General features: G+C 68.8%; 26 protein-coding genes and 1 riboswitch. Of the genes, 9 read left to right on the forward strand and 17 right to left on the reverse strand.

Translation table 11 applies throughout. The features are described from left to right. Positions 1 to 13: 13 nt before the first annotated feature. A complete protein-coding gene (locus OG975_RS13055; RefSeq protein WP_037624014.1) occupies positions 14 to 253 on the reverse strand; it encodes a hypothetical protein in 240 nt (79 codons plus the stop codon). A gap of 153 nt (positions 254 to 406) precedes the next feature. Between OG975_RS13055 and OG975_RS13060 the strand changes: the two genes are divergently transcribed. Continuing rightward, positions 407 to 1138 carry a rhomboid family intramembrane serine protease gene (locus OG975_RS13060; protein ID WP_406329270.1) on the forward strand — a complete coding sequence of 244 codons (732 nt, stop codon included), beginning with the start codon at positions 407 to 409 and terminating at the stop codon, positions 1136 to 1138. Continuing rightward, entirely contained in the window at positions 1135 to 1416 is a 282-nt protein-coding gene (locus OG975_RS13065) for an Lrp/AsnC ligand binding domain-containing protein (RefSeq protein WP_327428101.1), read from the forward strand. The genes OG975_RS13060 and OG975_RS13065 overlap by 4 nt, the downstream gene beginning before the upstream one ends. A gap of 456 nt (positions 1417 to 1872) precedes the next feature. Here OG975_RS13065 and OG975_RS13070 read toward each other — a convergent pair whose 3' ends face one another. The 6 genes from OG975_RS13070 to OG975_RS13095 form a co-directional block, all read right to left on the reverse strand. Beyond that, entirely contained in the window at positions 1873 to 3249 is a 1377-nt protein-coding gene (locus OG975_RS13070; RefSeq protein ID WP_406329271.1) for an aminotransferase class V-fold PLP-dependent enzyme, read from the reverse strand. Between the two features lie 203 nt (positions 3250 to 3452). Continuing rightward, positions 3453 to 3569, reverse strand: a riboswitch (SAM riboswitch). Between the two features lie 120 nt (positions 3570 to 3689). After that, on the reverse strand, positions 3690 to 4754 hold the full coding sequence (gene trpD / locus OG975_RS13075) for an anthranilate phosphoribosyltransferase (RefSeq protein WP_406329272.1): 1065 nt from the start codon (positions 4752 to 4754) through the stop codon (positions 3690 to 3692). Positions 4755 to 4915: 161 nt separating this feature from the next. Further along, complete coding sequence (locus tag OG975_RS13080) at positions 4916 to 6553, reverse strand: cytochrome bc complex cytochrome b subunit (RefSeq protein ID WP_406329273.1); 1638 nt, start codon at positions 6551 to 6553, stop codon at positions 4916 to 4918. Then, positions 6550 to 7623: a Rieske 2Fe-2S domain-containing protein gene (locus OG975_RS13085; protein ID WP_406329274.1), complete on the reverse strand. Its 1074-nt coding sequence runs from the start codon at positions 7621 to 7623 to the stop codon at positions 6550 to 6552. Before OG975_RS13085 ends, OG975_RS13080 begins: the two co-directional genes overlap by 4 nt. After that, entirely contained in the window at positions 7620 to 8429 is an 810-nt protein-coding gene (locus OG975_RS13090) for a c-type cytochrome (protein WP_406329275.1), read from the reverse strand. Before OG975_RS13090 ends, OG975_RS13085 begins: the two co-directional genes overlap by 4 nt. Before the next feature lie 64 nt (positions 8430 to 8493). Then, positions 8494 to 9114, reverse strand: coding sequence for a heme-copper oxidase subunit III (locus OG975_RS13095; RefSeq protein WP_327428107.1), 621 nt, complete (start codon positions 9112 to 9114; stop codon positions 8494 to 8496). A 178-nt stretch (positions 9115 to 9292) separates the two neighbouring features. Between OG975_RS13095 and OG975_RS13100 the strand changes: the two genes are divergently transcribed. Beyond that, positions 9293 to 9694, forward strand: coding sequence for a hypothetical protein (locus tag OG975_RS13100; RefSeq protein ID WP_406329276.1), 402 nt, complete (start codon positions 9293 to 9295; stop codon positions 9692 to 9694). Positions 9695 to 9792: 98 nt separating this feature from the next. Here OG975_RS13100 and OG975_RS13105 read toward each other — a convergent pair whose 3' ends face one another. The 4 genes from OG975_RS13105 to coxB all read right to left on the reverse strand — a co-directional run bounded on the left by OG975_RS13105 (position 9793) and on the right by coxB (position 14281). Beyond that, positions 9793 to 11064 (reverse strand): Ig-like domain-containing protein, encoded by a 1272-nt coding sequence (locus OG975_RS13105; RefSeq protein WP_406329277.1) that lies wholly within the window; start codon positions 11062 to 11064, stop codon positions 9793 to 9795. Positions 11065 to 11193: 129 nt separating this feature from the next. Beyond that, positions 11194 to 11592, reverse strand: a complete 399-nt coding sequence (locus OG975_RS13110; protein ID WP_406329278.1) for a cytochrome c oxidase subunit 4 — start codon at positions 11590 to 11592, stop codon at positions 11194 to 11196. Continuing rightward, on the reverse strand, positions 11589 to 13325 hold the full coding sequence (gene ctaD / locus OG975_RS13115) for a cytochrome c oxidase subunit I (protein ID WP_406329279.1): 1737 nt from the start codon (positions 13323 to 13325) through the stop codon (positions 11589 to 11591). The genes OG975_RS13110 and ctaD overlap by 4 nt, the downstream gene beginning before the upstream one ends. Next, the gene (gene coxB / locus OG975_RS13120) at positions 13322 to 14281 is read right to left on the reverse strand and encodes a cytochrome c oxidase subunit II (RefSeq protein WP_406329280.1); all 960 of its coding nucleotides are present in this window, start codon (positions 14279 to 14281) and stop codon (positions 13322 to 13324) included. The genes ctaD and coxB overlap by 4 nt, the downstream gene beginning before the upstream one ends. 353 nt (positions 14282 to 14634) lie before the next feature. Here coxB and OG975_RS13125 point away from each other — a divergent pair, with 353 nt between their 5' ends. Beyond that, the gene (locus OG975_RS13125) at positions 14635 to 16017 is read left to right on the forward strand and encodes a cysteine desulfurase/sulfurtransferase TusA family protein (RefSeq protein WP_406329281.1); all 1383 of its coding nucleotides are present in this window, start codon (positions 14635 to 14637) and stop codon (positions 16015 to 16017) included. Positions 16018 to 16069: 52 nt separating this feature from the next. Here the strand turns inward: OG975_RS13125 and OG975_RS13130 are convergent, their stop codons facing one another. After that, complete coding sequence (locus tag OG975_RS13130) at positions 16070 to 17044, reverse strand: carbohydrate kinase family protein (RefSeq protein WP_369258066.1); 975 nt, start codon at positions 17042 to 17044, stop codon at positions 16070 to 16072. Between the two features lie 134 nt (positions 17045 to 17178). On the opposite strand from OG975_RS13130, the gene OG975_RS13135 reads away from it, so the two are divergent. Both OG975_RS13135 and OG975_RS13140 read left to right on the forward strand, forming a co-directional pair. Beyond that, positions 17179 to 17400, forward strand: coding sequence for a hypothetical protein (locus OG975_RS13135; protein ID WP_330303992.1), 222 nt, complete (start codon positions 17179 to 17181; stop codon positions 17398 to 17400). Between the two features lie 185 nt (positions 17401 to 17585). Next, positions 17586 to 19175, forward strand: coding sequence for a hypothetical protein (locus OG975_RS13140; RefSeq protein WP_406329282.1), 1590 nt, complete (start codon positions 17586 to 17588; stop codon positions 19173 to 19175). A gap of 125 nt (positions 19176 to 19300) precedes the next feature. On the opposite strand, the gene OG975_RS13145 is transcribed toward OG975_RS13140, so the two are convergent. After that, positions 19301 to 19657 carry a HesB/IscA family protein gene (locus OG975_RS13145; RefSeq protein ID WP_406329283.1) on the reverse strand — a complete coding sequence of 119 codons (357 nt, stop codon included), beginning with the start codon at positions 19655 to 19657 and terminating at the stop codon, positions 19301 to 19303. 301 nt (positions 19658 to 19958) lie between these two features. Here OG975_RS13145 and nadA point away from each other — a divergent pair, with 301 nt between their 5' ends. Continuing rightward, positions 19959 to 21143: a quinolinate synthase NadA gene (gene nadA, locus OG975_RS13150; RefSeq protein ID WP_327428117.1), complete on the forward strand. Its 1185-nt coding sequence runs from the start codon at positions 19959 to 19961 to the stop codon at positions 21141 to 21143. Positions 21144 to 21229: 86 nt separating this feature from the next. Here nadA and OG975_RS13155 read toward each other — a convergent pair whose 3' ends face one another. The 4 genes from OG975_RS13155 to OG975_RS13170 form a co-directional block, all read right to left on the reverse strand. Then, complete coding sequence (locus OG975_RS13155; RefSeq protein WP_406329284.1) at positions 21230 to 21913, reverse strand: response regulator; 684 nt, start codon at positions 21911 to 21913, stop codon at positions 21230 to 21232. Further along, the gene (locus tag OG975_RS13160) at positions 21910 to 23130 is read right to left on the reverse strand and encodes a sensor histidine kinase (protein ID WP_406329285.1); all 1221 of its coding nucleotides are present in this window, start codon (positions 23128 to 23130) and stop codon (positions 21910 to 21912) included. The genes OG975_RS13155 and OG975_RS13160 overlap by 4 nt, the downstream gene beginning before the upstream one ends. Before the next feature lie 348 nt (positions 23131 to 23478). Beyond that, positions 23479 to 23757, reverse strand: a complete 279-nt coding sequence (pspAA, locus tag OG975_RS13165; protein ID WP_406329286.1) for a PspA-associated protein PspAA — start codon at positions 23755 to 23757, stop codon at positions 23479 to 23481. Positions 23758 to 23796: 39 nt separating this feature from the next. Beyond that, positions 23797 to 24585 carry a PspA/IM30 family protein gene (locus OG975_RS13170; RefSeq protein ID WP_406329287.1) on the reverse strand — a complete coding sequence of 263 codons (789 nt, stop codon included), beginning with the start codon at positions 24583 to 24585 and terminating at the stop codon, positions 23797 to 23799. 289 nt (positions 24586 to 24874) lie between these two features. Between OG975_RS13170 and OG975_RS13175 the strand changes: the two genes are divergently transcribed. Next, on the forward strand, positions 24875 to 25501 hold the full coding sequence (locus OG975_RS13175; protein ID WP_327428121.1) for a DUF3043 domain-containing protein: 627 nt from the start codon (positions 24875 to 24877) through the stop codon (positions 25499 to 25501). A gap of 83 nt (positions 25502 to 25584) precedes the next feature. Next, positions 25585 to 26286, forward strand: coding sequence for a class I SAM-dependent methyltransferase (locus OG975_RS13180; RefSeq protein WP_406329288.1), 702 nt, complete (start codon positions 25585 to 25587; stop codon positions 26284 to 26286). Positions 26287 to 26331: the final 45 nt, after the last annotated feature.

Here is a 26331-nt window from a genome sequence, read left to right on the forward strand (position 1 = left end):
GGGGCCCGCTCCCTCAGGAGCCGGCGCCCGGCCTGTCCACGAGTTCCACCTGATCCACGGCATTGCACCAGCGGCACCGCACCGACTCGATGGTCTCACTGACCACCTCGCGCTCCTCGACCTTCGGCTCACCGGCCAGGTCGAGGTGCACATACTCGACGACCTTCGACGAGCGGGTCACGTCGAAACGCGTGAGATTGCCGCAGAGCGTGCAGCGCCAGCGAGTCTTGGCATCCGGCAGGGGAACCGTCATGTGGCAGTCGCTTTCCTTCTAGTGTCCGTCCAGCGCCAGTCTCCCGGTGCGTGTGGCTCGTAACCCTAAGGCCTGGCGGGTACCCGACGCTCGGCCGTCCACGGCGGCGAGGCGGTCTGTGCGCATCGGTCCCGTTACGCCATGCTCTGCACCATGATCAGCAACGGGATGACGGCGGTCGGCAGGGCGATGCGGAGCCAGTCCGCACCGGTGACATACGGGCTGATCGCCCTGTGCTGCCTGATCTTCGTGATCGGCCCGGCGGCGGGCCTCAATCCGGCGTACGGCACCGGGGACGAGCTGCTGGTCGCGCAGCATGCCTACTTCCGGCGCTGGGGCGTGGTGCCCACCGAGCTCTTCGGCGGAGCCCCGCGCGAAGCCCTCACCCCCGCCACGGCCCTGTTCATCCATGGCAGCTGGCTCCACCTCCTCGGCAACATGCTCTTCTTCTACGTCTTCGGGGCGATGACCGAGGAACGCATGGGCCACGTCCAGTTCGCCTTCTTCTACGTCGGCTGCGGCTACCTCGCCCTGCTGGGCTACGCCGCCGCCAACGCCGCCTCGCAGCAGTCCCTGGTCGGCGCCTCCGGGGCGATCTCCGCGGTCCTCGGCGCGTTCCTGTACCTGTTCCCCAAGGCCCGGGTGACCAGTCTCTTCCCGTTCCTCTTCTTCCTGCCGCTGCGCTTCCCCGCCTGGGTGGTGCTGCCCTTCTGGGTCACCCTGCAATGGCTGGCGGCGGGCCGCGACACCTCCGGCCCCGGGGTCGCCTATCTGGCCCACCTGGTGGGCTTCTCGCTGGGGTTCGTCTACGCATGGGTGCGTTTCGGCCGGGCGACTAGAGTGAAGGCCCCAACGACCGCCCCCGAGGGAGAGAACCAGCCGTGATCACCGCGATCGTCCTCATCAAGACCAGCGTGGACCGGATCCCCGAGATCGCCGAGTCGATCGCCGCGCTGGACGCTGTCAGCGAGGTCTTCTCCGTCACCGGCACGTACGACTTGATCGCCATGGTCCGGGTGAAGGCCCACGACGACCTCGCGGACGTCATCCCCGGCCGGATCAGCAAGATCCCGGGTGTCGAGGCCACGGACACCCACGTCGCCTTCCGCACGTACTCCCAGCACGACCTCGAGGCAGCGTTCGCGATCGGCCTCGACAACTGATTTTCGCCCCCGCCGCCCCTACCCGTCCCATCCTTCTGGGGCTCCGCCCCAGACCCCGTTCGGTTGTGTGTCGGGTGCGGGTGGGTGGGGGTTGCTCGCGCAGTTCCCCGCGCCCCTGACGGCGCGGGGCTCCGCCCCGCGATCCCCCGCCCACCCCGGTTCGTCGGCTGCGGGTGGGCGGGGGCCGTTCGCGCCCACGCGGCGGAGCCGCATATCGACACAGCCCCGCGCCCCTGACGGCGCGGGGCTTCGCCCCGCGATCCCCCACCCACCCCGGTTCGTCGGCTGCGGGTGGGCGGGGGCCGTTCGCGCCCACGCCGCGGAGCCGCATATCGACACAGCCCCGCGCCCCTTTTAGGGGCGCGGGGAACTGCGCAGTCTTTTGGGGGTCTGGGGGCGCAGCCCCCAGGAACGGATGGGACGGGTAGGGGCGGCGGGGGCGAAGAAACTGCCGGCTCAGACCGCGGGGACGCAGCGGCCGTCCTCCGTGCGGTACTGCCACTTCGCACCGTCCCGGACGAGTTCCCGCACGGCGGTGACGAAGCGCTCGACGTGCTCGTCGGGGGTACCCGCACCGAAGCTGACACGGATGGCGTTCAGGGACTTCTCGCCGGGCGCGGCCTCGGGGGCACCGCACTCCCCCTGGGTCTGCGGGTCGCTGCCGAGGAGGGTGCGCACCAGCGGATGGGCGCAGAACAGACCGTCGCGCACCCCGATGCCGTACTCCGCGGAGAGCGCCGCGGCGAAGTGCGAGCTGTTCCACCCCTCGACGACGAAGGAGATCACGCCGACCCGCGGGGCGTCGTCACCGAAGAGGGAGAGGACGCGCACCTCGGGGACCTCGGCGAGACCCGCGCGGACCGTGTCGATCAGGTGCTGTTCACGGGCGACGAGGGTGTCGAAGCCGGCCTCGGTGAGGGCCTTGCAGGCGGACGCGATCGAGTAGACGCCGATCACGTTCGGCGAGCCGGCCTCGTGCCGGGCGGCGCTCTCGTGCCACTCCACGTCCACGCCACCGTCCGTACGGCGGGACACCTTACGACTGGCGCCACCGCCCGCGAGGTACGGCTCGGCCTCGCGCAGCCAGTCGGAGCGGCCGGCGAGCACACCGGAGCCGAAGGGCGCGTACAGCTTGTGGCCGGAGAAGGCGACCCAGTCGACGTCCAGGTCACGGACGGACACCGGGTGGTGCGGGGCCAGCTGCGCGGCGTCGAGGACGATACGGGCGCCGTGCGCGTGGGCGGCGGCGGCCAGCTCGCGCACCGGCCACAGCTCACCGGTGACGTTCGAGGCGCCGGTGACGCAGACGAGGGCCGGGCCGTAGCCCCCTTCAATGGACACAGTGCGGCCGGCGAGGGCGCGCTCCAGCGTCTCGACGGCCTGGCGCGGGCTGCGCGGGGCGTTGAGGTAGGTGACCTGGGCGTCCTTCCACGGCAGCAGGGACGCATGGTGCTCGGTCTCGAAGACGAAGACCTGGCAGTCGGCCGGAAGAGTGGCGGCGAGCAGGTTGAGCGAGTCGGTGGTGGAGCGGGTGAAGACGACCTGGTCGCCCTCGCGGCAGTCCAGGAACTCGGCGACGGTCTTGCGGGAGTTCTCGAACAGGTCGGTGGACAGCTGCGAGAGGTAGCCGGCGCCACGGTGCACGCTGCCGTAGTAGGGGGCGTACGCCGCCACGTCGTCCCACACCCGCTGCAGGGCCGGGGCGCTGGCGGCGTAGTCGAGTGCGGCGTAGGTGACCTCGCCACCGGTGACGAGCGGGACGGTCACATCTCGCCCCAGAACAGGCAGAGGGGCACAAACGGTCTGGTCGGCGGCAGCGGTGGAGACAGACATGGCGAGCTCCTGTGAGAGGCAGGCGGGATCGCTGCGCGAGCGGGTACACCGGGGTACGGACGGCTCAGCGCAGGAAAGGCGAAGAAGGTGAAAAGGGGTACGCGGAAGTGGGGCGCTACGCCCTATCGCATTCGCTTGCTCACAGAAGGCTCCCTCGAACGACCAGGACCCCTGGGCTGTATCCACTCAAGTGAGTGGCGAGGGGTCCGCGCTTGCCGTAGACCTCGCTGCCTACGACCTGGTCTTCACCCGGGGCACCCCGCCACGGACGGAGGGTTGCCGGACAGTCGGCCGGGGCCTCATGACTGTCACTCATGACCTGATACAGCATCCTGCCAGAAGATCTTCGACGCGCAAGGCGCAGTCCAGGATCCGGACTGCGCCTTGCATCACATCGCGTACGGCGTAGGAGCCTGCGTACGGCTCAACGACTCAACGGCTCAGGCGCTGCTGGCCGCCACCCACCGCTCAAGAGTCCGCTTCGCGGCCCCGGAGTCGATCGACTGCGCCGCCTTCTCCATCCCGGCGCGGAGCTGGTCCACCAAGGGCACGTCGGTCGGCGACAGGGCCACCAGGGCCGCCGCCGAGTTCAGCAGGACCGCGTCCCGCACCGCGCCCGTCTCGCCGTCCAGGAGCCGTCGGGCGACCCCCGCGTTGTACTCGGGGTCGGCGCCCCGCAGTGCCTCCACCGGGACGATCTCAAGGCCGACGTCCCGCGGGTCGAAGGCCTCCTCGGTCACCTTGCCGTCGCGGACGACCCACACCCGGGAGGTGGCCGTGGTCGTCAGCTCGTCGAGGCCGTCGTCACCCCGGAACACCAGCGCGGACGAGCCGCGTTCGGCCAGTACGCCGGCAATGAGCCCCGCCATCCGGGTGTCGAAGCAGCCGACCGCCGAGGCGGTGACCCGGGCGGGGTTGGTCAGCGGGCCGAGGAGATTGAACGAGGTCGGAATCCCCAGATCGCGCCGGACCGCGCCGACGAACCGCATCGAGGGATGGAACTTGGCCGCGAAGCAGAAGGTGATCCCGGCCTCCTCCACCACCTGTGCCACCCGCTCGGGCGACAGGTCCAGGTTGATGCCGAGCCGCTCCAGCACGTCGGACGAGCCGCTCGCCGAGGACGACGCCCGGTTGCCGTGCTTGACGACCTTCGCCCCGGTACCCGCGATCACGATGGCGGACATCGTCGAGATGTTGACGGTCTTGGCCCGGTCTCCGCCCGTACCGACGATGTCGACGGCCGGCCCCGGGATGTGCAACGGCTTCGCGTGGGCGTACATGGTCTCCACGAGGCCGGTGATCTCCTCGACCGTCTCACCCTTGGCCCGCAGCGCCACCAGGAAGCCCGCGATCTGGGCGTCCGCGGCCTCACCGCTCATGATGCGGTCCATGGCCCACGCCGTGTCACCGGCGCTCAGGTCCTGCCCGGCGAGCAGCGCGCTCAGTACGTCGGGCCAGGAACGGCCCGCCGCGGTGTCGCCTCCAGCGGGGTTCACAGCGCTCATAAGCCGCTCCTGGGTCGGTCCCCGGAAAGGGACTCTGTGTGGGTCCTTGTGGGACTCCTTGTGGATGGGAACACCCTATCCAGGCCCGGGGACGGCAAAGAGCCCCCGTCCATGCACTGGACGAGGGCTCTTGCCGTGGCGATCAATGCCCGGTCAGGGGATCAGTGGTGGCCGTGGCCGCTCGTGATCTCCTTGTACTCCTCGACGGTGGGCTTGGGGATCTGGTTGTCGTCCCCGTAGAAGCCCTTGCTGAGCTTGGCGCGCAGCCGCTGCGTGCCCGGCACCTTGCGCTCGACACCGTTCTCGTCGACCGTCGGGCCGATCTCGGCCGGCTTGTACTGCTCGTGCGCGGTGAGCGTGTGCAGCGAGTCCTGGCTGAGCGGCACGTGCACCTCGATGAACTCACCGTGCGGCAGGCGCTTGATGATGCCCGACTCGCGGCCGTGCAGCACCGTGTCCCGGTCGCGGCGCTGGAGGCCGAGGCAGATCCGCTTGGTGGCGACGAACACCAGCACCGGCACGACGAAGAACGCGATCCGGACGAACCAGGTGATCGAGTTGATCGACATGTGGAAGTGCGTGGCCCAGAGGTCGTTGCCACCACCGATGAGCATGACGGAGTACCAGCTGATCCAGGCCGCACCGACGGCGGTCCGGGTCGGGGCGTTGCGCGGGCGGTCCAGGATGTGGTGCTCGCGCTTGTCGCCGGTGACCCAGGACTCGACGAACGGGTAGATCGCGATCGCAACCAGGACCAGCGGGAAGATCACCAGCGGGATGAACACGCCCAGGACGAGCGTGTGACCCCAGAGGTTGATCTCCCAGCCCGGCATCGTACGGATCAGGCCCTCGGAGAAGCCCATGTACCAGTCGGGCTGGGCACCCGTGGACACCTGGTCCGGACGGTAGGGGCCCATGGCCCAGATCGGGTTGATCTGCGCGATCGCCGCGATGGCCGCGATGACACCGAAGACCAGGAAGAAGAAGCCTCCGGCCTTGGCCATGTAGACCGGGAGGAGCGGCATGCCGACGACGTTGTTGTTCGTCTTTCCGGGGCCCGCGTACTGCGTGTGCTTGTGGTAGAAGACCAGGATCAGATGGCCGACTACCAGGCCGAGCATGATGCCCGGCAGCAGCAGGACGTGGACCGAGTAGAAGCGGGCCACGAAGTCGCCGCCCGGGAACTCGCCGCCGAAGAGGAAGAACGAGAGGTACGTGCCGACGATCGGCACGGACAGGACCGCGCCCTCCATGAAGCGGACACCGGTGCCGGAGAGCAGGTCGTCCGGGAGCGAGTAACCGGTGAAGCCGGTGAACATGCCCAGGACGAACAGCAGGAAGCCGAACAGCCAGTTGATCTCACGCGGCTTGCGGAACGCGCCCGTGAAGAACACGCGCATCATGTGCGCGAACATGCCTGCCAGGAAGACCAGCGCCGACCAGTGGTGGATCTGCCGGATCAGCAGACCACCGCGCACATCGAAGGAGATGTGCATGGTCGAGTTGAACGCCTCCGACATCAGCTGTCCCTGGAGCGGGACATAGCTGCCGTTGTACGTCACCTCGTTCATCGACGGGTGGAAGAACAGCGTCAGGTACACACCCGTGAGGATGATGATGATGAAGCTGTAGAGGCAGACCTCACCCAGCATGAACGACCAGTGGTCGGGGAAGATCTTGCGCATGTTGGACTTGGCCAGGGAGTAGATCCCCAGGCGGCCGTCGGCCCAGTCGGCTACCCGCTCACCGGCGGGTGCCTTCTCGCGCGAGCGCGAGTCGGAGGTGGTCGCAGTGCTCATCCGCGCTCCCAGAATGCAGGACCGACGGGCTCTTCGAAGTCGCCGAGCGCCTCGAGGTAGCCCTCGTCGTTCACACCGATGCGCAGCTGCGGCAGCGGGTGACCGGCCGGGCCGAAGATGACTCGGGCACCGTCGGAGAGGTCGAAGGTGGACTGGTGGCACGGGCAGAGGACGTGGTGCGTCTGCTGCTCGTACAGGGAGATCGGGCAACCGACGTGGGTGCAGATCTTCGAGTAGGCCACGATCCCCTGGTAGGACCACTCGAGTTCTTGCTTGTCCTTGATGTTGTCCGGCTGCAGCCGGACGATCATCGTGGCCGCCTTGGCGATCTGCGCCTGGAAGTCCTCGTCGTCTTCCTCCAGGCCCTCGGGCTTGACGAAGGTGAGCGACCCGACGGCGATGTCCGAGGGACGCAGCGGCTCGTTCGTGTTCACGTTGACGAGCAGCTTGCCCTTGGACCAGATCGTGTGGCGCAGCTTCGTGCCGGGCAGCGGACCGAGGTCGCGCAGCAGAATGACGCCGGAGAGCGGGAACAGGGCCAGCGCGCCGAACATGGTGTTGCGGATCAGCTTGCGGCGGCCGAGCGCGGACTCCTTGGCGCCCTGCCTGAAGTCGTCCAGGACCTTGGCTCTGACCTCGGGCTCGGCCGAGATCGCGTGACGCTCGTCGGCGATCTCCACGTCGGACATCAGGGTGCGAGCCCAGTGGACCGCGCCCGCGCCGATCGAGAACAGCGCCGTACCGAGGGTCAGGCCCAGCGCGAAGTTCAGCGCGCTGATGTGACCGATCGGGAAGACGTAGATCGACTTGTCGACCGGGATCGCCACGTACGAGGCGATGAAGGCGACGGTGGCCAGCATCGACAGCGTGAACAGGAAGGCGACCACGCGCTCGGACCGCTTGGCGGCCCGCTCGTCGATGTCCTGGATGCGGTGCTCGTGGGGCGGCAGACCGGGGTCGGCGAACGGGTTCGTCTCGTCCGCGACGGCTACCGCGCCCTGACCGTGCGCATCTTCGTCGGTGGCCCGCTCAGCAGGCACGTTCTCTTCTGGAATGTCTTGGCTACTCATGACTTCTTGGCCTTTGCGGTCCGAGCGGCGACCCAGACGGCGACGGCGATCAGGGCGCCGAGACCGAAGATCCAGCCGAACAGGCCTTCACTGACCGGCCCGAGGCCGCCCAGGTCGAGACCGCCGGGGTTCTCGGTGTTGTCACCGTTGACCGCGTCGAGGTACGCGATGATGTCCTTCTTGTTCTTCTCCGACAGCGTGGTGTCGGGGAAGGACGGCATGTTCTGCGGGCCGGTCTGCATGGCCTCGTAGATGTGCTTCGGGTCGACACCCTCCAGGCTGGGCGCGTACTTGCCGTGCGTCAGTGCGCCGCCCTTGCCGATGAAGTTGTGGCACTGGGCGCAGTTGGTACGGAAGAGCTCGCCACCCTTGGCGATGTCCCCGTCCGCGGGGTCGACCTGGCTCTTCGTCGGGACCGAGGGACCGGCACCGAGCGAGGCGATGTACGCCGCGAGCAGGTCGATCTCGTCCTGCGAGTAGATGACCTTCTTCTTCGGGATCTGCGCGCCCGGCTGCTGGGCCGGCATGCGGCCGGTGCCGACCTGGAAGTCGACCGCCGCGGCGCCGACCCCTACGAGGCTCGGACCGTCGGAGGTGCCCTGACCGCCGGTGCCGTGGCAGGTTGCGCAGCCTACGGCGTAGAGCTTCTTGCCCTCGTCGATGGCGAGGGACTGGGCGGTGTCATCGGCCTGCGCCTTGCTCGCGGGTGCGAACGCGGCGTACAGCCCCCCGGTGACCGCCAGCGCGAGGAGTAGGACGACGACCGCCGCCAGCGGATGGCGTCGTCGTGCGGAGAGCTTTTTCACGGATTACCCCGGTGTCAGGATCTTCAGCGTCGATGCTTCTGGATGTTTCGGGCGGAGGGCCCGATTACTTGATCATGTAGATCGTGGCGAAGAGGCCGATCCAGACGACATCGACGAAGTGCCAGTAGTAGGACACGACGATGGCCGCGGTCGCCTGCTCGTGAGTGAACCTCTTGGCCGCGTAGGTGCGGCCGAGGACCAGCAGGAAGGCGATGAGGCCGCCCGTCACGTGCAGGCCGTGGAAGCCGGTGGTCAGGTAGAACACCGAGCCGTACGGGTCCGAGGAGAGCGAGAGCCCGTCCTTCTTGACCAGTTCGGTGTACTCGAAGACCTGACCGCCGATGAAGATCGCGCCCATGATGAAGGTGACGGAGAACCACATCCTGAGCTTCTTCACGTCCCCGCGCTCGGCGGCGAACACGCCGAGCTGGCAGGTCAGGGAGGAGAGCACCAGGATCGTGGTGTTCGTCGCGGAGAACGGGAAGTTCAGGCTGGACGCCATTTCCTTCCAGTGCTCCGGCCCGGTCACCGATCGCAGGGTGAAGTACATCGCGAAGAGGGCCGCGAAGAACATCAGCTCGGAACTCAGCCAGATGATGGTTCCGACGCTGGTGAGGTTCGGCCGATTGACCGACGGGTGCGCGTGCCCGGTTTCTACTGTCGTTGCTGTCGCCACGACCGACATTATGTCGGTCGCTTATCCCGCCCTCACCCCGGGGGGTGCCGTTCGGAGTGTTGATGGGGTGTGTCCAGCCCGTATGGCCCATCGAAGCGGTGTCCGAACCGGTGTTGACGAGGTGTCCGGAGGAGTAGCATCCGCGCCATCGGTACCACGAGTTCCCGACCAAAGACGCGGAGGAACAATGCAGCCGACCGCCACGGTGCTGGTCTACAGCGACAACTCCAACACCCGAGAGCAGGTACGGCTGGCGACGGGGCGCAGGCCTGCCGCCGATGTCCCCCAGGTCGAGTTCGTCGAGTGCGCGACGCCTGCCGCCGTCATCACGGAGCTGGACAAGGGCGGGATCGACGTCTGTGTGCTGGACGGTGAGGCCGTGCCGATGGGTGGCATGGGGGTGTGCCGGCAGATCAAGGACGAGATCTTCAACTGTCCGCCCGTGCTGGTGCTCATCGCACGGCCCCAGGACGCCTGGCTGGCCACGTGGAGCCGTGCGGACGCGGCGGTGACCCTGCCGGTGGATCCGGTGGAGTTTGCCGCCTCTCTGGCCTCTCTGCTGCGCACGAAGGCCCTTTTGGGCGCCTGATAGCTCGGGGCGTTCGGTACGTTGGCGGCTGCGGGCCGTTTGTGGTTGCTCGCGCAGTTCCTCGCGCCCCTGACGGGGCGCGGGAGCGGGCGTCCGGCTCACACTGACTCGGGGCGCAATCTGGCCCTGTCCTGCGGGGTCGGGCCTTCGGGGGTGCCGGATACCAGGGCGCTGCCGTTGCGCCACTTCGTCCAGTCGAGGTTCCAGTCGCCGAAGCCGTTGCCGAAGGGGTCCATGGTCTTGCCGTTGGAGTTCTGGACCTTCACGATGTCGCCGGCGCGCACGTTGTTGAAGAACCACGCGGCGTTGGCGGTGCTCATCCCTGTGCAGCCGTGGCTGACGTTGGCGTACCCCTGGTTGCCCACGGACCAGGGCGCCGCGTGCACGTACTCGCCGCTCCAGGTGACGCGGGTGGCGTAGTAGACGGGCAGGTCGTACGAGTCGGCGCTGCCCTCGGCGATGCCGACGGTGGTGCCGCGCATGCGTACGAAGTACTCCTTGCCCAGTACGACCTTGACACCGTTGCGGGTCTCGAAGCCGGGCTTTCCGGTGGTGACCGGGATCCGCTTGATCTGCTGGCCGTCGCGGTAGACGGTCATGGCGTGCGCGGCGGCGTCCGTGACGGCGATGAGCTGGTCGCCCGTGGTGAGGTTCAGGGATTTGGCGTTGCCGCCCCAGAGGCGCTCGCCGATCTTGATGCCCGCGAGGTTGCTGTGTGCCTCGATGGTGGCGTCCGTGGGCCAGTACTCCTTGGGACGGTAGTGCAGTGTCTTGTCGTCCACCCAGTGCCAGGCGCCCTCTACGGAGGGCTCGGAGTCGACCTTGAGGGCGCGTTCGACGATCGCGCGGGAGGCCTGGTCCTTGACGGGGACACTGAGTTCGGCCGTGACGGGCTGGCCGACGCCGTACTCGCCCGCCTCCGGCCCGAACTCGACGTTCACCACCTTCTGGGTCGTGGGGGTGCCGGTGTCGAAGTCGAGGACCTTGCGGCCGGGGGCGCCGTCCCCGTTCTCGGTGCTCACCCGCACCGTGTAGTGGACGCCCGCGGCCAGCGGTGAGGTGCTGTGCCAGCGGCTGCCGTCCGCGGCGAGTTCACCCGAGACATAACGCCCTGAGGCATCTATCGCCGTGACGTCGGTGATGCGCCCGTCGTCGCCCGTGGCGAGGATTTCCAGCGGCTTGTCGGGGTCCACCTTGACGGCCTTGCCGCGGTCGCTGGTGGGGCTGTTGAAGGAGATCTGTCCCGCCGCGTCGTACGGCTTCGCCGAGAGCGGCTGGTCGCCCGATCCACAGGCGGTGACGCCTGCGCCGAGGGCGACCACCAGCGTGGTGCAACTGACGACCGTGCGGATTCGCGGTGAGAGGTTCATGGCATCACGCTATGAACGCCCGTCAGCCACGGCGCGGCGAGTGAGCCGTGTGAGGGAACGAGATGTGGCAAAAGAGGGAGCCCGGACTCTCCTGGCGGAGTGTCCGGGCTCTCTCGTGTTCAACGCGTGTTACTGAGTGCGGTTCTCACCGTGGTAGTACTCGAAGACCCAGCCCCACAAGCCGATCATGATGATCGGGAGCGAGAAGTAGAGCAGCCACCAGCCGAAGACCACGCCCAGGAAGGCGAGCGCGCCACCGACACCGAGCGCGAGCGGCTGCCAGCTGTGCGGGCTGAAGAAGCCCACCTCGCCGGCCTCGTCCGCGACGTCGGCCTCCTTGTTGTCCTGCGCCAGCGCGTCGACCCGCCGGGCCGTGAAGGCCAGGTAGTAGCCGATCATCATGCTCAGGCCGAAGCCCATGAAGAGGGCCGTGGTGCCGGCCGGCTCCTTGGACCACACGCCGTAGACGATCCCCATGATGAGGATGAAGACAGCCAGCCAGATGAACATCTTGCCTTGGATCTTCACTTGCCGGCCTCCTTGCCACCAGTCAGGGCCGACGAACCGTGACCGGCGCTCTCAAGCTGGTCGAGAGCGGCGATCTCCGGGTGGTGCAGGTCGAACGCCGGGGATTCGGAACGGATCCGCGGCAGGGTGAGGAAGTTGTGCCGCGGCGGCGGGCACGAGGTGGCCCACTCCAGCGAGCGGCCGTAACCCCACGGGTCGTCGACCTCGACCTTCTTGCCGTACTTGGCCGTCTTCCACACGTTGTAGAGGAACGGCAGGATCGACAGGCCGAGCAGGAACGAGGAGATCGTCGAGATCGTGTTCAGGGCGGTGAATCCGTCGGCCGCGAGGTAGTCCGCGTACCGGCGCGGCATACCCTCCGCACCCAGCCAGTGCTGGACGAGGAACGTGCCGTGGAAGCCCACGAACAGCGTCCAGAAGGTGATCTTGCCGAGACGCTCGTCGAGCATCTTGCCCGTCATCTTCGGCCACCAGAAGTGGAAGCCGGAGAACATCGCGAACACCACGGTGCCGAAGACCACGTAGTGGAAGTGCGCCACCACGAAGTACGAGTCGGAGACGTGGAAGTCCATCGGCGGCGACGCCAGGATGACACCCGTCAGACCACCGAAGGTGAAGGTGATCAGGAAGCCGGTGGCCCAGAGCATCGGGGTCTCGAAACTCAGGGACCCCTTCCACATCGTTCCGATCCAGTTGAAGAACTTCACGCCTGTTGGCACGGCGATCAGGAACGTCATGAAGGAGAAGAACGGCAGCAGCACTCCGCCGGTGACGTACATGTGGTGGGCCCACACGGTCACGGACAGACCGGCGATGGAGATGGTGGCCGCGATGAGGCCCATGTAGCCGAACATCGGCTTGCGTGAGAACACTGGGATCACTTCGGAAATGATCCCGAAGAACGGCAAGGCGATGATGTACACCTCTGGATGGCCGAAGAACCAGAAGAGGTGTTGCCAGAGTAGGGCTCCGCCATTTGCCGCGTCGAAGACGTGGGCACCGAACTTGCGGTCCGCCTCCAGGGCGAACAGCGCGGCCGCGAGGACCGGGAAAGCGAGCAGGACCAGCACACCGGTCAGCAGCACGTTCCACACGAAGATCGGCATACGGAACATCGTCATGCCGGGAGCGCGCATGCAGATGATCGTGGTGATGAAGTTGACCGAGCCGAGGATCGTGCCGAAGCCGGAGAAGGCCAGACCCATGATCCACATGTCGGCGCCGATGCCCGGCGAGCGGACCGCGTCCGACAGCGGGCTGTAGGCGAACCAGCCGAAGTCGGCCGCACCCTGCGGGGTGAGGAAGCCGCCGACCGCGATGAGCGAGCCGAACAGGTAGAGCCAGTAGGCGAACATGTTCAGCCGCGGGAACGCCACGTCGGGCGCGCCGATCTGCAGCGGCATGATCCAGTTCGCGAAACCGGCGAACAGCGGCGTCGCGAACATCAGCAGCATGATCGTGCCGTGCATCGTGAACGCCTGGTTGAACTGCTCGTTCGACATGATCTGCAGACCGGGCCGGGCGAGCTCGGCGCGCATGAGCAGCGCCATGACGCCGCCGATGCAGAAGAACGCGAACGACGTGACCAGATACAGCGTGCCGATCGTCTTGTGGTCAGTGGTGGTGAGCCACTTGATCACGACGGCGCCGGGCTGCTTGCGCCGAACCGGCAGCTCGTTCTCGTACGAGTCTTCGGTTTCGGCGGCACCCTGAGGTTCGTTGAGGATGCTCACAGGTTGTTCGTCTCCCGGTTCTTCTCGTGGCCCGTCTGCTCAATGCCGGCCGGGACGTAACCGGTCTGCCCCTTCGCCGCGAGCTCCTTGAGGTGGGCCTCATAGCGCTCGGGGGAGACGACCTTCACGTTGAAGAGCATCCGGGAGTGGTCGACGCCGCAGAGTTCGGCGCACTTGCCCATGAAGGTGCCCTCGTGGTTCGGGGTCACCTGGAACGAGTTGGTGTGGCCCGGGATGACGTCCTGCTTCATGAGGAACGGCACCACCCAGAAGGAGTGGATGACGTCACGCGAAGTGAGGACGAAGCGGACCGTCTTGCCCTTGGGGAGCCAGAGGGTCGGACCGGGGTTGCCCGTCTGCGGGTTCTTCGTACCGGGCGTACCGACGTCGTAGACACCGCCGGCGTTCGCCGGGAAGTCCTTCTTGAACCGGTCCGGAATGGCGGCCAGGTTCGGGTCGATCTTCGCGTTCCCGGTGGAACCGGGGACGTCCGCGATGTAGTTGAAGCCCCAGCTCCACTGGAAGCCGACCACGTTGACCGTGACGTCGGGCTTCGGGGAGAGGCTGAGGAGCTTCGTCTCGTCGCGGGCGGTGAAGTAGAACAGCACCGAGACGATGATGAGCGGGACCACCGTGTACAGCGCCTCGATGGGCATGTTGTACCGGGTCTGCGGAGGAACTTCGACCTTGGTGCGGCTGCGCCGATGGAAGATGGTCGCCCACAGGATCAGGCCCCAGACCAGCACGCCCGTGGCGAGCGCGGCCGCCCACGAGCCCTGCCAGAGAGAGAGGATCCGCGGACCCTCCTCCGTGACCGGGGTGGGCATACCAAGGCGGGGAAAGTCCTTGTATGTGCAACCGGTGGCGGTCGCCAGGACCAGGCCCGCAGTCATTGCCTGCAGCAGCTTCCGCCGCATCGGGCGCCGCGGCGAGCGGTCGGAGCCGTTGGGACTCACGTAGCGCCTTCCCGAGAGTCTCGCCCGCGCTGGTTGGCTACGGCCCTTCTCGCTGGTCGCTCGCCGCCCTGGCACACGGGCAGGGGTTTGGATGTTTATGCGGACCAAACCCTACTGGACGCTATTTGGGGTCGCGCGGGGAGGGTGCCTAACGCGCCGCGGGTCACTCAGAAGGGGTGGAACTTGGTGTTCCGGGGGGATCTGACGGGGGGTTGGGGGGGCGCCTGACAGCTCGGGGGTGCGGGGTAGTTCGGCGTGTGCGGGCGCTCTGTGGCTGGTCGCGCCGTTCCCCGCGCCCCTTACGGGGCGCCCCCTTCGGGGCGCTGTGCTGACGCAGGCTTTAGCGTTGCTGTGTGTCCTACTTTGATGCCGCCTCTGCCGCTCCCCTGCATCCCGTTGCCCGGCAGGCCTTGCAGGCCTCGTTGAATGAGGGGTGGGCCGACCCTGCCCGTCTCTACCGGGAGGGGCGGCGGGCGCGGTTGTTGCTCGACGCGGCGCGGGAGGCGGCGGCCGATGCGGTGGGGTGCCGGGCGGACGAGCTGGTGTTCACCTCGTCCGGTACGCGGGCGGTCCACTCCGGGATCGCGGGCGCTCTCGCGGGCCGGCGGCGCGTGGGGCGTCACCTGATCGTGTCAGCCGTCGAACACTCTTCGGTGCTCCATTCGGCAGAGGTCCACGAGGCGGACGGCGGGACGTTGACGCAGGTCCCGGTGGAGCGCACCGGTGCCGTCTCCGTCGAGGCGTACGCCGCCGCGCTCCGCCCCGACACGGCGCTCGCCTGTCTCCAGTCGGCCAACCACGAGGTGGGTACGGAGCAGCCGGTGGCCGAGGTCGCGGAGGTGTGCCGGGCGGCGGGGGTGCCGCTGCTGGTGGACGCCGCGCAGTCGCTGGGGTGGGGCCGTGTCGAGGGCGACTGGTCGCTGCTCACGGCAAGTGCCCACAAATGGGGCGGACCTTCGGGGGTCGGGCTTCTCGTCGTCCGCAAGGGAGTGCGGTTCGCTCCCCAAGGGCCCGCGGACGAGCGGGAGTCGGGGCGGGCGGCCGGGTTCGAGAACATCCCCGGGATCGTGGCCGCGGCTGCGGCGCTGCGGGCCGTCCGCGCGGAGGCGGCCGAGGAGGCCGCGCGGCTGCGGGAACTGACGGACCGGATCCGGGTACGGGTGCCCGAGCTGGTCCCGGACGTGGAGGTGGTCGGCGACCCGGCCCGGCGCGTGCCCGGCATCGTCACCTTCTCCTGTCTCTATGTCGACGGAGAGACTCTGCTCCACGAGCTGGACCGGGCGGGCTTCTCGGTCTCCTCCGGTTCGTCGTGCACGAGCAGCACGCTGACGCCCAGCCATGTGCTGAAGGCGATGGGCGTGCTGAGTGAGGGCAACGTCCGTGTGTCGCTGCCGCCGGGTACCCCGGAAGAGGACGTCGACCGCTTCCTGTCCGTCCTCCCGGGCACGGTGTCGGCGGTCCGCGAGAAGCTGGGCGCCCCGGTGGAGGTGACGAAGACCCCCGCCGCCTCGGACACCCTCGTGGTGAACGCGCTGGGCAAGCGCTGCCCCATCCCCGTCATCGAGCTGGCCAAGGTGATCGGCGACGTCCCGGTCGGCGGCACGGTCCGTGTCCTGTCGGACGACGAGGCGGCCCGCCTCGACATCCCGGCGTGGTGCGAGATGCGGGGGCAGGAGTACGTCGGGGAGGAGCCGGCGGACCACGGCTCGGCATATGTGGTCCGCCGGGTGTCCTAGACAGGCCAGGTGACCCTGGGGCCTCGCCAGGACAGGTGTGCCCGGGGCCTGGCTAGGCCAGGTGAGCCTGGACCTCGGCGGCGGCCTCATGCCCGTACGCCTTGGTGAAGCGGTCCATGAAGTGGGCGCGGCGGAGCTGGTACTCCTGGGTGCCGACCGTCTCGATGACGAGCGTGGCGAGCATGCAGCCGACCTGGGCGGCGCGCTCCAGGGAGACGCCCCAGGCGAGGCCGGAGAGGAAGCCCGCGCGGAACGCGTCGCCGACACCGGTCGGGTCGGCCTTGCGCTCCTCCTCCGGGCAGCCGACCTCGATCGGCTCCTCGCCGGCGCGCTCGATGCGCACGCCCTGCGCGCCGAGGGTCGTCACGCGGTGCCCGACCTTGGACAGGATCTCCTCGTCCGTCCAGCCGGTCTTCGACTCGATGAGCCCCTTCTCGTACTCGTTGGAGAAGAGGTACGTCGCTCCGTCCAGCAGTATCCGGATCTCGTCGCCGTTCATCCGGGCGATCTGCTGCGAGAAGTCGGCGGAGAAGGGGATCGAGCGGGAGCGGCACTCCTCGGTGTGGCGGAGCATCGCCTCGGGGTCGTCCGCGCCGATCAGGACGAGGTCGAGACCGCCGACCCGGTCCGCGACGGCCTTGAGCTCGATGAGCCGGGCCTCGCTCATCGCGCCCGTGTAGAACGAGCCGATCTGGTTGTGGTCGGCGTCGGTGGTGCACACGAAGCGCGCGGTGTGCAGCACCTCGGAGATGCGGACCGAGTCGGTGTCCACGCCGTGCCGGTCCAGCCACGCGCGGTACTCGTCGAAGTCGGAGCCCGCCGCCCCGACCAGGATCGGCCGGGTGCCGAGCTGACCCATGCCGAAGGCGATGTTCGCGCCGACCCCGCCCCGGCGTACGTCGAGGTTGTCGACCAGGAAGGAGAGGGAGACCGTGTGCAGCTGGTCCGCGACCAGCTGGTCGGCGAAACGGCCGGGGAAGGTCATGAGGTGGTCGGTGGCGATGGAGCCGGTGACTGCGATACGCACGGCTAGGACACGCTCCTGCGAGGCGAGGGGATTGACAGTTCACGCTACCCGGTCCACACGGACCCGTTGAAGCGGGCAAAACTACCCGATAGTAGATCTTTCTTCGTGACGGCAACGGTGCATACGGTTCCGGTATGACGAACCTCAAGGTCCACGGCTCCGCTCCGCTCGACCTGGGAAGCGACCTGGAAGGCGATCTGGCCTCCCTGCGCGGCGACTGCGCCCGGATGGCCGGGCACTGGTCGGCACCCGCCCCGGTCACCGCCCTCCCCGTCTCCCCCTCACTCATCCACGGGGTGACCGTGCCACCCACCTCCGCGCGGCTGCTGGACGCGATGTCCGACTACGGCGACTGATCCGGGCAGGGCCGAACGGGCGACGCCGAACGGGGGAATTCGGAGAGCGCCCGCAGGGAACCGCGCGCTCCCCCGCTGCGTCCCATCGCTGTCCCCTGTAAAGGGGATGCGGTATACGACCCTTCAGTGCCCCTTTTTGACAGGGCCGGGTCATGGGACAGCAGTGGAGCCGAAGGAGCGATGCGGTGAGCACCGAGCGACCCGACAACGACGCGACCGAACCCGCCGAGGGTCCCGCCGAGGGCGCCGGGCAGGACAAGCCGCGCCGCCGGCATTCCCCGGTGATCGTCGCCTCGGTCGCGGCCGCGGTCCTGCTGGTCGGGGGCGGCGGGGCGTATTTCGCCGCGACCGCGTCCGGCGGCGGGACTGGCCGTTCCGGGGTCCCCGGCGGCGACGGCACTCCCCCGCCGCTCGCCCTCGACGGCTATTCCGAGAGCACTACGAGCAGCGGTACGGGCGGTACGGACGGCATCGCGCCCGGTGAGCCCAACCCGTACGGGGCGACCTACCACGCGGACGGCAAGCTGCCCGGCGGCCCGGGCTCGGCGCCCGTGTACTGGGCGAAGGGCGAGGTGACGAAGGCCGAGGTGGCCCGGCTCGCGAAGGCCCTCAAGCTGGAGGGCACACCGAGGCTGGTCGGGGACAGCTGGACGGTCGGCTCCACGAAGGACGGTGCGGAACCGAACCTGCGGGTGAGCCTCAAGGCGCCGGGGACCTGGACGTTCAGCTCATACATTTCGGGGACCGACAACTGCCCCAAGGACAAACGCTGTGTGCCCGTCGGGTCCAGCGGTCTGGCCGGGCTGCGTCCGGCCGCGGTGAGCGAGGAGGAGGCCAAGAAGGCGGCCGCTCCCGTGCTCAAGGCCGTCGGTCAGGACGACGCGAAGCTGGACGCGAGCCAGCTCATGAACGATGACCGGGTCCGGGTGGTGAACGCGGATCCGACGGTGGGCGGACTGCCGACGTACGGCTGGACCACCGGCCTCCAGGTCAACTCCGAGGGCAAGGTCTTCAGCGGCAGCGGCCAGCTGAAGACACCGGTGAAGGGCGACACGTACCCCGTCATCGGCGCTCAGAAGACGCTGGACCTGATGAACGGCTCGGCGTCCACGGAACGCGGCGGGCGCAAGGGCATCGGCGGCTGCGCCAGTCCCGTACCCCTGAAGGACCGCGACGAGATGCCGTGCGAGCACCCGACGGTGCTGCCGGCGCCGGAGTCGGTGGCCGTCGAGAAGGCCGTCTTCGGGCTGGCGAGGCACTATGCGAACGGGCGGGCGGTCCTGGTGCCGTCCTGGCTGTTCGAGGTACGGCCGCAGGGCGCGGACAGCGGCTTCACGGTGACCCACCCGGCGGTCGACCCGCAGTACCTGACCTCGCCGGAGCCCAGCGGGACACCGACCGTCGTGCCGAGCCCGTCGCCGACCGCGCCGGGCGACGAACCGACCGCGGCGCCGACCGCGCGTGACGTCACGGTGCAGGGCTACACCGTCGACGGGCAGGATCTGACGGTCAGCTTCACCGGCGGGGTGTGCGCCGACTACTCGGCCTCGGCGAGCGAGAGCTCCGACAAGGTGACCGTCACGGTGACCGAGCATCCCTGGCAGGGCAAGATCTGCATCATGATCGCCAAGATCTACGAGAAGACCGTGCATCTGGACAAGCCGCTGGGCGACCGCGAGGTCGTGGGCTCGGACGGCAAGGAGATCCCGGAGGGCAAGGTGCCCGGCGCCTCGCTGTCGCCGTCGTCGGCCCAGAAGTCGACGCAGCCGCAGTAGCGGGCGCGTGCGCCCGGGCCCGGGCCCCGGTGGCGGGGCACGGCGGCGGCTCCGGATACGCGAAGGCGGCGTCCCTGTCGGAGGGGGACGCCGCCTTCGTGCGTATGCGGCTGTGCGCTACGGGCTTAGCTGAAGGAGTCGCCGCAGGCGCAGGAGCCCGTCGCGTTCGGGTTGTCGATCGTGAAGCCCTGCTTCTCGATGGTGTCCACGAAGTCGATGGACGCGCCGCCCAGGTACGGGGCGCTCATGCGGTCGGTGACGACCTTGACTCCGTCGAAGTCCTTGACGACATCGCCGTCGAGGGAGCGCTCGTCGAAGAAGAGCTGGTAGCGCAGGCCGGAGCAGCCGCCGGGCTGGACGGCGACGCGCAGGGCCAGATCGTCGCGGCCTTCCTGGTCGAGCAGGCCCTTGACCTTCGCCGCAGCGGCGTCAGACAGGATGATGCCGTCGGTGACGGTGCTGGTCTCGTCCGATACGGACATCTACATCTCTCCCGGGTTGTACGGAGACTGCTTGGCGACGATTGCAACCGGCAGGGCCTCGAATTCATTCCGGGCCAAGCGCGTTTTCTTCGCTTCTTCATTCATGCTCGCACATGCGCCGGAGCACGGACAGCGTCCTGTGGACAACCCTCCGGGATTCACGTCACATCGACGTTATGGACATCGTCAACGTGACGTGAAGCGGTTATGATAGATAGCGTCAATTCGACGAAAAGGCATCGTTCCGCCGGACCCGCGCACTACGGGCCCGGCGAGCCGCAGAACAGAAAGGGTGCGTGTCGTGACCACCGCCCAGACCCAGGAGCTCGACGTACAGCCGACGCCCCTCGCCCTGCTGCTGCTCGGCCGCGAGGCCGACCCGAGGAGCGAGCGCGGCGTCGAGTGTCCCGGCGACCTGCCCTCCCCGTCCGACCCGGACCTGGTGGAGCGCGCCCGCGCGGCCAAGGAGAAGCTCGGGGACAAGGTCTTCGTGCTCGGCCACCACTACCAGCGCGACGAGGTCATCCAGTTCGCGGACGTCACGGGCGACTCCTTCAAGCTGGCCCGGGACGCGGCGGCGCGCCCGGAGGCCGAGTACATCGTCTTCTGCGGTGTGCACTTCATGGCGGAGTCGGCGGACATCCTGACGAGCGACGACCAGAAGGTCGTGCTGCCGGACCTCGCGGCCGGCTGCTCGATGGCCGACATGGCCACCGCCGAACAGGTCGCCGAGTGCTGGGACGTGCTGACCGAGGCCGGGATAGCCGAGCAGGTCGTCCCCGTCTCGTACATGAACTCGTCCGCGGACATCAAGGCGTTCACCGGCAAGCACGGCGGCACGATCTGCACCTCGTCGAATGCTCAGCGGGCGCTGGAGTGGGCCTTCGAGCAGGGGTCGAAGGTGCTCTTCCTGCCCGACCAGCACCTCGGCCGCAACACCGCCGTCCGCGACATGGGCATGTCCCTCGACGACTGCGTCCTGTACAACCCGCACAAGCCGAACGGCGGCCTGACGGCGGAGCAGCTGCGGGACGCGAAGATGATCCTGTGGCGGGGCCACTGCTCGGTCCACGGCCGCTTCTCGCTGGACTCGGTGAACGACGTCCGCGAGCGGATCCCCGGCGTGAACGTGCTCGTCCACCCCGAGTGCAAGAACGAGGTCGTCGCGGCGGCGGACTACGTGGGTTCCACGGAGTACATCATCAAGGCCCTCGAAGCCGCGCCGGCCGGCTCGAAGTGGGCGATCGGCACGGAGCTGAACCTGGTCCGGCGCCTCGCGAACCGTTTCGCGCCCGAGGGCAAGGAGATCGTCTTCCTCGACAAGACGGTCTGCTTCTGCTCGACGATGAACCGCATCGACCTGCCCCACCTGGTGTGGACCCTGGAGTCCCTCGCCGAGGGCAACCTGGTCAACCGCATCGAGGTGGACCGCGAGACGGAACAGTTCGCCAAGCTGGCACTTGAGCGGATGCTGGCGCTTCCGTAGATCCGTAGACCTGGTCGTGCGTACGCGAAAGGGCGCCCCTCCGGCTGAGGGGCGCCCCTTCGTCATGCGACACCCCTCTGCGGAGCTCAGTCCACCCGTGGGCGGACCAGCCCGGACTCGTACGCGATGACCACCAGTTGCGCCCGGTCGCGCGCACCGAGCTTCGCCATGGCCCGGTTGACGTGCGTTTTCACGGTCAGCGGGCTGACTTCCAGCCGCTCGGCGATCTCGTCGTTCGAATGACCGCCCGCGACCTGGACGAGCACCTCGCGCTCGCGCCCGGTGAGCGCGTCGAGCCGCTCGGCGCGGGCGGGATCCCGCTCCTCGTCCAGGCCGTCGCCCTGCGCGAGGAACTTGGCGATCAGCCCCTTGGTGGCCGCCGGCGACAGCAGCGCCTCGCCACCGGCGGCGATCCGGATGGCGTTCAGCAGCTCCTCGGGCTCGGCCCCCTTCCCGAGGAACCCGGACGCCCCGGCCCGCAGCGACTGCACCACGTACTCGTCGACCTCGAAGGTCGTCAGCATGACCACCCGTACGTGCGCGAGCCCCGGATCGGCGGTGATCAGCCGCGTGGCGGTGAGCCCGTCGGTCCCCGGCATCCGGATGTCCATCAGGACCACGTCGGCGCGCTCGACCCGCGTCAGCCGCACGGCCTCCGCGCCGTCGGACGCCTCCCCCACGACCTCCATGTCGGGCTCGGAGTCGACGAGTACGCGGAAGGCGCTGCGCAGCAGTGCCTGGTCGTCGACGAGCAGGACACGGATGGTCATACGGAGTCCCCCCTGGCAGACGTGCGGTTCTTGACCGGAAGGATCGCATGGACCCGGAAGCCGCCTCCGTACCGGGGACCGGCCGTACAGCTGCCGCCGATCGCCGTCACCCGCTCACGCATGCCGAGCAGCCCGTGCCCGCCGCCCTCCTCCGGCCCGTCGTCCTGCCCGGGCCCGTTGTCGAGGACGGTGACTTCCACATTCGGCCCTACGCGTACGACGCTGACCTCGGCCTTCGCCTCCGGGCCCGCGTGCTTCTGCACATTGGTGAGGGCTTCCTGGATGACGCGGTACGCGGCGAGGTCGACGGCCGCGGGAAGGCTGACGCCGTGGTCGCAGCGGGCCACCTCGACGGGGAGGCCCGCGTTGCGGAAGGTGTCGGCGAGCTCGTCGAGACGGGCGAGGCCGGGGGCGGGCTCGGTGGGCGCCTCGGGGTCGCCGGACTGGCGCAACAGGCCTACGGTGGCGCGGAGTTCGTTCAGGGCGGAGCGACTGGCCTCGCGGACGTGCGCGAGGGCTTCCTTGGCCTGGTCCGGCCGCTTGTCCATGACGTGGGCGGCGACACCCGCCTGGACGTTCACCAGGGCGATGTGATGGGCGACGACGTCGTGCAGATCACGGGCGATCCGCAGCCGCTCCTCGGCGACGCGGCGGCGGGCCTCTTCCTCGCGGGTGCGTTCGGCGCGTTCGGCGCGCTCCTTGATGGCGTGCACGAAGGCGCGACGGCTCCGTACGGCGTCGCCGGCCGCGGCGGCCATGCCGGTCCAGGCGAAGATGCCGAGGTTTTCCTGGGCGTACCAGGGCATCGGGCCGGCGAGCATCGCGACCGCGGTCAGAACGGTCATGGTGACCAGTCCGACGCGCCAGGTCGTGGGACGGTCGGTGGCCGAGGCGACGGTGAAGAGGGCGACGACGGCGGACATCGCCACCGGGGCTCTGGGGTCGCCGGTGGCCAGCTCGACGAGGGAGACGGCTCCCGTCGCCGCGAGGACCGTCATCGGGGCGCGGCGGCGGAAGACCAGTGCCGCGGCGCCGAGCACCATCAGGGTGAGGCTGAGGGCGCCTGGGGTGCGGGCGCCCCAGGCCGCGCCGTTCTCGCCGTGGGGGTCGACGAAGGAGCCGGCGACCATGCTGGCGAGGACGCCTGCGGCGAGGGCGGCGTCCAGGGCGAGGGGGTGGGCGCGGGGCCAGTCCCTCGTGCGCTCTAGGGTGCTCACGGCGTCAACGGTACGGGGGCCCTGCGGGGCTTGGAACGGGTACGTCCGCCGCAGCCCGGCAAGGGTTTTCGCCCCCGCCGCCCCTACCCGTCCCATCCCGTTCCTGGGGCTCCGCCCCAGACCCCGTGGGTTGTGTGTCGGCTGGCGGGTGGGTGGGGGCTGGGCCAAAAGATTGCGCAGTTCCCCGCGCCCCTAAAAGACAAAAGCACCCGGGGCGGGCCGGGGGCGACGGGGCGCAGCCCCGAGCCGTCAGGGGCGCGGGGAACTGCGCGACCAGCCCCCACCCACCCGCAGCCGAAGAACCGGCCCACGGGACGGGTGTAGGGGCGGCGGGGGCGAGGAAACGCCTCAGCCGGGGATCAGGCCCTCGTTGCTCAGCAGCTCCCGGACCTCTTCGAGGGTGGCGTCGGGGGAAGGGAGGATGAGTTCCGAGGGTTCGAGGGCGTCGTCGGGGAGCGGGGCGCCAAGACGGCGTACCGAGTCCAGGAGGGTGTTCAGGGTAAGGCGGAAGCCGGGCTCGTCGCCGCTCTGCATTTCGGCGAGCAGCTCGTCGTCCAGCTTGTTCAGTTCGGTGAGGTGGCTGTCGTCCAGCCTCACCTGCCCCTCCCCCATGATCCGTACGATCATGTCGCCCTCCTCAGGCGTGGGAACCGATCAGTCGGTCACTCACTGCTTGTCGAAGCGTGGAGTGTCCTGGGGCTGCGACTGCGACTGCCCCGTGCCGCCCTCGATCGCCTGCTGCGACGAGGACCCACCGGCCAGCTCCGCCTTCATGCGCTGCAGCTCCAGCTCTACATCCGTACCACCGGAGAGCCGGTCCAGCTCGCTCTGGATGTCGTCCTTGGCCAGACCGGACTGGTCGTCGAGGGCTCCGGAGGCGAGCAGCTCGTCGATGGCGCCGGCGCGCGCCTGGAGCTGCGCGGTCTTGTCCTCGGCACGCTGGATGGCCATGCCGACGTCGCCCATCTCCTCGGAGATGCCGGAGAAGGCCTCGCCGATGCGGGTCTGCGCCTGGGCAGCCGTGTAGGTCGCCTTGATCGTTTCCTTCTTGGTGCGGAAGGCGTCGACCTTCGCCTGGAGTCGCTGGGCCGCGAGGGTGAGCTTCTCCTCCTCGCCCTGGAGGGTCTGGTGCTGCGTCTCCAGGTCGGTGACCTGCTGCTGGAGCGCGGCACGGCGCGACAGCGCCTCACGGGCCAGGTCCTCGCGGCCGAGCGCGAGCGCCTTGCGGCCCTGGTCCTCCAGCTTGGTGGACTGGTTCTGGAGCTGGTTCAGCTGCAGTTCGAGGCGCTTACGGCTGGTCGCCACATCCGCGACACCGCGGCGCACCTTCTGCAGCAGCTCCAGCTGCTTCTGGTACGAGTAATCGAGGGTTTCGCGCGGGTCCTCGGCCCGGTCAAGGGCCTTGTTCGCCTTCGCGCGGAAGATCATCCCCATACGCTTCATGACACCGCTCATGGGCTTCGCGCGCCCCCTTCTGACGGACTGCTGCTCCAGGTACTACAACAGAACCCACGGTACGGGGTCTGCATCCATTACCGCACTGTTCGGGGACGGATGCGCTCATCCCCAAGGACGACTGCGTACGGCATCGCTCCGGCGTAGGGAGTAGGTGAGAGCAGGTGAGCCTCAGGGTCTCCCCCTCGGCTCCTCCGTGTCTCCACGTGTCTCCCCCGCGCGAAGCGCCCCCCTTGTCCCACTACAGACGCACGGCGTTGCCGGATCGTTCCCCACTCGAACGACGTCCATGCCCCCGAACCCCGTACCCTTGGGTTTTGTGTTCCGTAGCCGTGCCAAGGAAGAGAAGGCCCCCGCCGACAAGGCGCCGGTGACCGACTCCAAGCAGACCCGTGACCCGCAGGCCCCCAAGGGCCGCCCCACGCCCAAGCGCAGTGAGGCCCAGACCCAGCGTCGCAGCGTGGCCAATACGCCGACGACGCGCAAGGAGGCGGCCAAGCGCCAGCGCGACGATCGCCGTACGCAGATGGAGAGGCAGCGCCAGGCGCTGGCCAGTGGTGACGAGCGCTATCTGCCCGCCCGCGACAAGGGGCCGGTGCGGAAGTTCGCGCGTGACTTCGTGGACTCGCGGTTCTGCATCGCCGAGTTCTTCCTGCCGCTGGCCGTGGTCATCCTCGTGATGAGCATGGTGCGGATCGGCTCGCTGCAGAACATCGCGCTGCTGCTGTGGCTCGTGGTGATCGTGCTGATCGTGGTCGACTCGGTCGGCATCGCGATCCGCCTGAAGAAGCAGCTCAACACGCGCTTCCCCGAAGCGAACAAGAAGGGCGCGGTCGCCTACGCGCTGATGCGCACACTCCAGATGCGTCGACTCCGGCTGCCGAAGCCGCAGGTCAAGCGCGGAGAGCGGCCCTGAGCACGACGTCTTTCTCCGGGGGCGCGGCGGACGCCTGGCTGAACAAGCTGGGCGGCCTGCGTGATGTCGTACGACAGGAGCTGGTGGCCCGGCAGCTCGACGAGCAGATAGCCGCGCGGTTCCCGGTGGGCCAGCGGCTGCGGATCCTCGACGTCGGGATGGGCCAGGGCACCCAGGCGCTGCGCCTCGCCCGGGCCGGGCATCAGGTGACCGGACTCGAACAGGACGCGAAGATGCTCGCCGTGGCCCGCGAGGCGCTCGCCGCCGAGCCCGAGGGCATCCGCGGCCGTGTCCGCCTCATCGAGGGCGACGGGCGCGAGACGGGCGTCCACTTCCTGCCCGGCAGCTTCGACGTGGTGCTGTGCCACGGCGTACTGATGTACGTGGAGGAGCCGGACGCCCTGCTGGCGGGCCTTGCCCGGATGCTGGCCCCGGGCGGACTGCTCTCGCTGCTCGTGCGGAACGCTGACGCGCTGGCGATGCGGCCCGGACTGTCCGGGGACTGGTCGTCGACGCTGGCCTCGTTCGACACGACCGCGTACACCAACCGGCTCGGCCTCGACGTCCGCGCCGACCGGCTCGCCACGCTGACGTCCACGCTCGCGGGGATCGGAGCGCCGCTGCACGCCTGGTACGGGGTGCGGGTCTTCACGGACACCGCCGTCGACGGCGCAGCGATTCCGCCGGATGTGGAGAGTCTGCTGGCCGCCGAGGAGCGGGCCGGGCGTACGGATCCCTATCGGCAGGTGGCGGCGTTGCTGCACCTGTGCGGAGTGCGCGGCTGAGCGACCCGTTCGGGTGCGCATCACAGGTCGCGAAATCCCCCGAAA

The organism is Streptomyces sp. NBC_00203 (genome assembly GCF_045206325.1).
Lineage (GTDB): Bacteria > Actinomycetota > Actinomycetes > Streptomycetales > Streptomycetaceae > Streptomyces > Streptomyces lutosisoli.